Annotated in this window: 3 protein-coding genes; all 3 read left to right on the top strand. The window is 69.9% G+C overall.

The window, feature by feature from the left end:
- Window positions 1-329: 329 nt before the first annotated feature.
- The 3 genes from AC6EUL_RS22600 (at window position 330) to AC6EUL_RS22590 (ending at window position 4,578) form a co-directional block, all read left to right on the top strand.
- A complete protein-coding gene (locus tag AC6EUL_RS22600; RefSeq protein ID WP_056213606.1) occupies window positions 330-1,463 on the top strand; it encodes a branched-chain amino acid ABC transporter substrate-binding protein in 1,134 nt (377 codons plus the stop codon).
- Window positions 1,464-1,645: 182 nt separating this feature from the next.
- Window positions 1,646-2,758: a TRAP transporter substrate-binding protein gene (locus AC6EUL_RS22595; protein WP_499872842.1), complete on the top strand. Its 1,113-nt coding sequence runs from the start codon at window positions 1,646-1,648 to the stop codon at window positions 2,756-2,758.
- A gap of 419 nt (window positions 2,759-3,177) precedes the next feature.
- A complete protein-coding gene (locus AC6EUL_RS22590; protein WP_499872840.1) occupies window positions 3,178-4,578 on the top strand; it encodes a deoxyribodipyrimidine photo-lyase in 1,401 nt (466 codons plus the stop codon).
- Window positions 4,579-4,634: the final 56 nt, after the last annotated feature.

Genomic DNA, 4,634 nt, shown 5'->3' with positions numbered 1-4,634 from the left:
TCGTCTACGTCTCCAACGCCCCCTTCACCGAGGTCCAGAAGGTCCTCTCCGTCTTCTCCACCGTCACCGCACCGGTCACCGCCGGCGCCTCGGTCTACGCGACGGCCCGGTAAGGTGTGCGCCCAGATGCGGACGTGCCGCGTCTGCGACTCACGCCCGTGCCGAAGGTCCCCCTTGCGTTCTGGCGCGGCATCGCGCACGGGTCGCCCAGGCCCGAGCGATGCCGGGAGGCACCGGGCCGTGGACCCGGTGCACGCGCCGAACCTTGGCGGCTGGCCGATCCGCCTCTATCTGTAAGCGAGGTCGACCGAGGCGTGAGACGGGGCGGGATGAGGTTCAGACGCGCGGCCCGGCGCTTCGGGCGCGCCGGCGGCTTGGCTGGCAGCCTGGTCCTCGCCGCCGCGATCCTCGGCGCCGCACCGGCCCGGGCCGACGTGGTGATCGGCGTCGCCGTCCCGCGCTCGGGCGCCTACGTGGCCGTCGGCGAGCAGGTCCTGCGCGGGGTCCAGGCCGCGGCCCGCGATGCCAATGCCAAGGGCGGGCTCGACGGTCAGACCATCGTGCTCGACGTGCAGGACGATGCCTGCGATTCCAACAAGGCCGTGGCGGTGGCCAACCACTACGCGACCCAGGGCGTGCGGCTCGTGGTCGGCCACGTCTGCTCGAACGCATCGCTGGCGGCCTCCGAGGTCTACGCCGCCAACGGCACGGTGATGATCACTGCCGCCTCCGTGGCCGCCAAGCTCACCGATCGGGGTCTGCCGACGATCTTCCGGGTCTGCGGGCGCGACGACGATCAGGCCAAGCTCTCGGCCACCGTACTGGCCGAGCGGTTCCGCGAGAAGAAGATCGCCATCCTCAACGACCTGACGCCGGGTTCGCGCAACCTCGCCGCCGCCACGAAGGAAAACCTCAACCGGATCGGCATCAACGAGGCCATCGCCACCGCCTTCGCGGCGGGCGATGCCGATGATGCGGCCCTCGCCGACCGGCTGAAGGAGGCCGGGATCGCGGTGGCGTATTACGGCGGGGATGCCCGCGAGATGGGCCGCCTCGTGCGGATCTCCGCGGAGCGTGGCTTCAAGCCGCAATGGTTCGGGACCTCGGCCATCGCCACCCAGGAATTCGCCACCATCGCCGGGCCGGCCAGCAACGGCGTGCTGATGACCTTCTACCTCGATCCCCGCCGCAAGCCGGAGGCCGCTGCCGTGGTCGCGGCCTTCAAGGCCGAGGGGGTCGAGCCCGAAGGATCGACGATCTACGGCTACGCCGCCCTCCAGGCCCTCGTGGCGGCCGGCAATTTCGCGCACACGGCGGACTCGAAGCGGATCGCCGCCACCCTGCACGCGGAGCGCTTCGATCTCGTGCTCGGCCCGGTGGGGTTCGACGGCAAGGGGGACGTCACCGCTCAGGGATATGTCCTCTACGTCTGGAACGACGGCGCCTTCACGTACGCCAAGTAACGCGCGCCCGATCGGGCGCAGCCCCCCTGGGCTTGCGCGCCGTCTGGTCCGCCGGCGCGGGGCCTCCGCCCGTTTCGGGATCGTTTCCGGCCCTTCGCCGTTCGTGAACGGCGGACCTTCGGGCCGCGGGTCGGCCGCGACGCGCCGCAACAGGACGATTCGAGATCTCTCAGCGAGGCGTCATGCCCCCATCCTCCGCGCGCCCGACCACCGGGCGCCGTACTCTCCTCTCCGCGGGCCTCGGTGGCGCGGCGACCCTCCTGGCGCGCCCCGCCCGGGCCGAGGCGACGCCGGATCTGCGCTGGCGACTGGCTTGCGCCTTCCCCAAGAACCTCGACATCCTGTTCGGCGCGACCGACCAGCTCGCCCGCATCGTCGCGGAGGCCACCGACGGCCGTTTCCAGATCCAGCCCTCGGGGCCCGGCGAGCCGGTGCCCGCCGAGGGCCTCCTCGATGCCGTGGCCGCCGGCACCGTCGAGATGGGCTACGGACCGGCGACCCTGGGGCTCGCCAAGGATCCGACCTTCGCCCTGGCCACCGCCCTGCCCTTCGGCCTGAACGCGCGCGGCCAGAGTGCCTGGTGGCTCCAGGGCGGTGCCGCCGACCTGTTCGGGGAGATCTTCGCCAGGCACGGGCTCGTCGCCCTGCCGGCCGGCAATACCGGCGCGCAGATGGGCGGCTGGTTCCGTCGCGAGATCAAGGCGCAGGCGGACCTCCAGGGCCTGAAGATGCGGATCGGCGGCCTCGGCGGGCAGGTTCTGGCCAAGCTCGGGGTGGTGCCGCAGGCCACCCCGGGACCGGACCTCTACGCCGCCCTCGAGGCCAAGGCGATCGACGCCGCCGAGTGGATCGGCCCCTACGACGACGAGAAACTCGGGCTGCAGAAGGTGGCCCCGACCTATCACTACCCTGGCTTCTGGGAGGGCGCCTCGACGCTGCATCTCTGGATCCAGGCCGAGGCCTGGAAGGGACTGCCCAAGAGCTACCGGGCAGTCCTCCAGGCGGCCGCCGCCCAGGTCCATGCCGACGTGCAGGCCAAGTACGATGCGCGCAACCCCCGCGCCCTGCGCCGCCTCGTAGCGGCCGGTGCGCAGCTGCGTCCGTTCCCGCAGGAGGTGATGGAGCTGGCCCTGAAGGCCGCCAACGACGTCTATGCCGAGATCGGCGCCAAGAACGCCGACTTCAAGCGCATCCACGAGGCGATGAAGACCTTCCGGAACGAGGAATACCTCTGGTTCCAAGTGGCGGAGTACACCTACGACAACTTCATGATCCGGGCCCGTGCGCGTGGCTAGGACGGTCGGGACAGAAAAAAGGCCGCTCCGAAGAGCGGCCCGAAGTCTAGGGAGGAAACGCCCAAGGAGGGCAGCGGGACCGCGACGCCATCGCGGTCCCGCAATGCACAATCTGATCCTCCCACGCGGAATTGCAAGGCGGATAGGGCAGTATCCGTGTCGCTTTTCGTGCTCCGGAACACATTGCCCGATTTCTGTATCCAAAATGACGCACCCGAGACGCCGCAAATTCTCATGACCCCGGGAGGGGGAAGACTCAAGTGAAGCGACATTAAAGGGCTGTTCGAATTCAGTTTTCGCACGGCCCTATGCCGCATTCTCCGGGGTCGATTCGGTCGGGGCGGCCCTTTCTGCCTGGGGCGTCGCGATGGGCGGCGGCCCGATCTTTCGTGACGAGCACCAGGAGGCGATGAGCGACGATGGCGATTCAGGCGGGACGGATTCGGATCCTGAAGGAGGCCGAGCCTCGGGCGGCGGGGCGCTACGTGCTCTACCTGCTGCAGCAGGCGAATCGGGCCCACGGGAATCCGGCGCTCGAGCTTGCGATCGAGGAGGCCAACCGGCTCGGCCTGCCGGTGCTCGCCGGCTTCGGGCTGCTCGACGGCAAGAACGGCTTTCCGGAAGCCAATGCCCGGCACTACGCCTTCCTGCTCCAGGGACTCGCCGATGCGGCGTCCGGTCTCGAGGCCCGTGGCATCGGCTTCTGCCTGCGCAAGGCCTCCCCCGCCCGGGTCGCCATCGATCTGGCCAGGGACGCCGCCCTCCTGGTCCTCGACCGGGGCTACCTCGCGATCCAGAAGCGCTGGTACGACGAGATCGTCGCGGCCGTCGACACCCGAATCGTGCAGGTGGAGGGGGACGTCGTGGTGCCGGTGGAGGTCACCTCGCCCAAGCACGAATACGCCGCCCGCACCCTGCGCCCGAAGCTGCACAAGCACCTCGACGACTACGTCGCGCCCCTGACCGCCCGGAGGGTGAAGCATCCGGCCGCGCGCGGCCTGCCGACATCGGAGGTCGACATCGCCGACCCGGCCAAGGTGCTGGCCGGCATGAGCCTCGACCGTGCGGTCGGACCGGTGCGGCGCTTCACCGGGGGTGAGACCGAGGCGCGCCGGCGCCTCAAGGCCTATCTCGCGGGCCCGTTCGCCGATTACGGCAGCGACCGCAACCGGCCGGAGGCCGGGGCGGCCTCCCACATGAGCCCCTACCTGCATTTCGGGCAGATCTCGCCGGTGGAGATCGTGCTGGCGGTTCGGGCCGCCAAGGCGGGCGGGGCCGAGGACAAGGCGTCCTACGTCGAGGAGGTCCTCATCCGCCGGGAACTGGCGATGAACCACGTCCACTACACGGACGGCTACGACCGCTACGAGCGCGCCGTTCCCGAATGGGCCCGCAAGGTCCTGGCCGAACATGCCGACGACGCCCGGCCGAAGACCTATACCGAGACCGAGCTCGCGGAGGGACGGACGCACGACGTCTACTGGAACGCCGCCCAGGCCGAGATGCGCGAGACCGGCTACATGCACAATCACCTGCGCATGTACTGGGGCAAGAAGATCCTCGAATGGTCGCCCACCCCCGAGGAGGGCTTCGCCCGCACGCTGCGGCTCAACAACCGCTACTTCCTCGACGGACGCGACCCGAACTCCTTCACCAACGTCGCCTGGGTCTACGGCCTGCACGACCGGCCCTGGGCCCGTCGCAAGATCTTCGGGACGGTGCGCTACCAGAGCGAGAATTCCCTGCGGAAATTCGACGCCAAGGCCTATCTCCGGACCGTCGAAGACCTCTGCCGGGCGGAGGCGGGGGACAAGGCCTAGGGCCCCGCGGGGTACGCGTCTTGCCTGAGCTCCTCCCGACCCCCCTGCCCCTGCCC

It is taken from the genome of Methylobacterium sp. 001424705, assembly GCF_059816145.1.
This window is presented reverse-complemented; position numbering and strand designations above follow the sequence as displayed.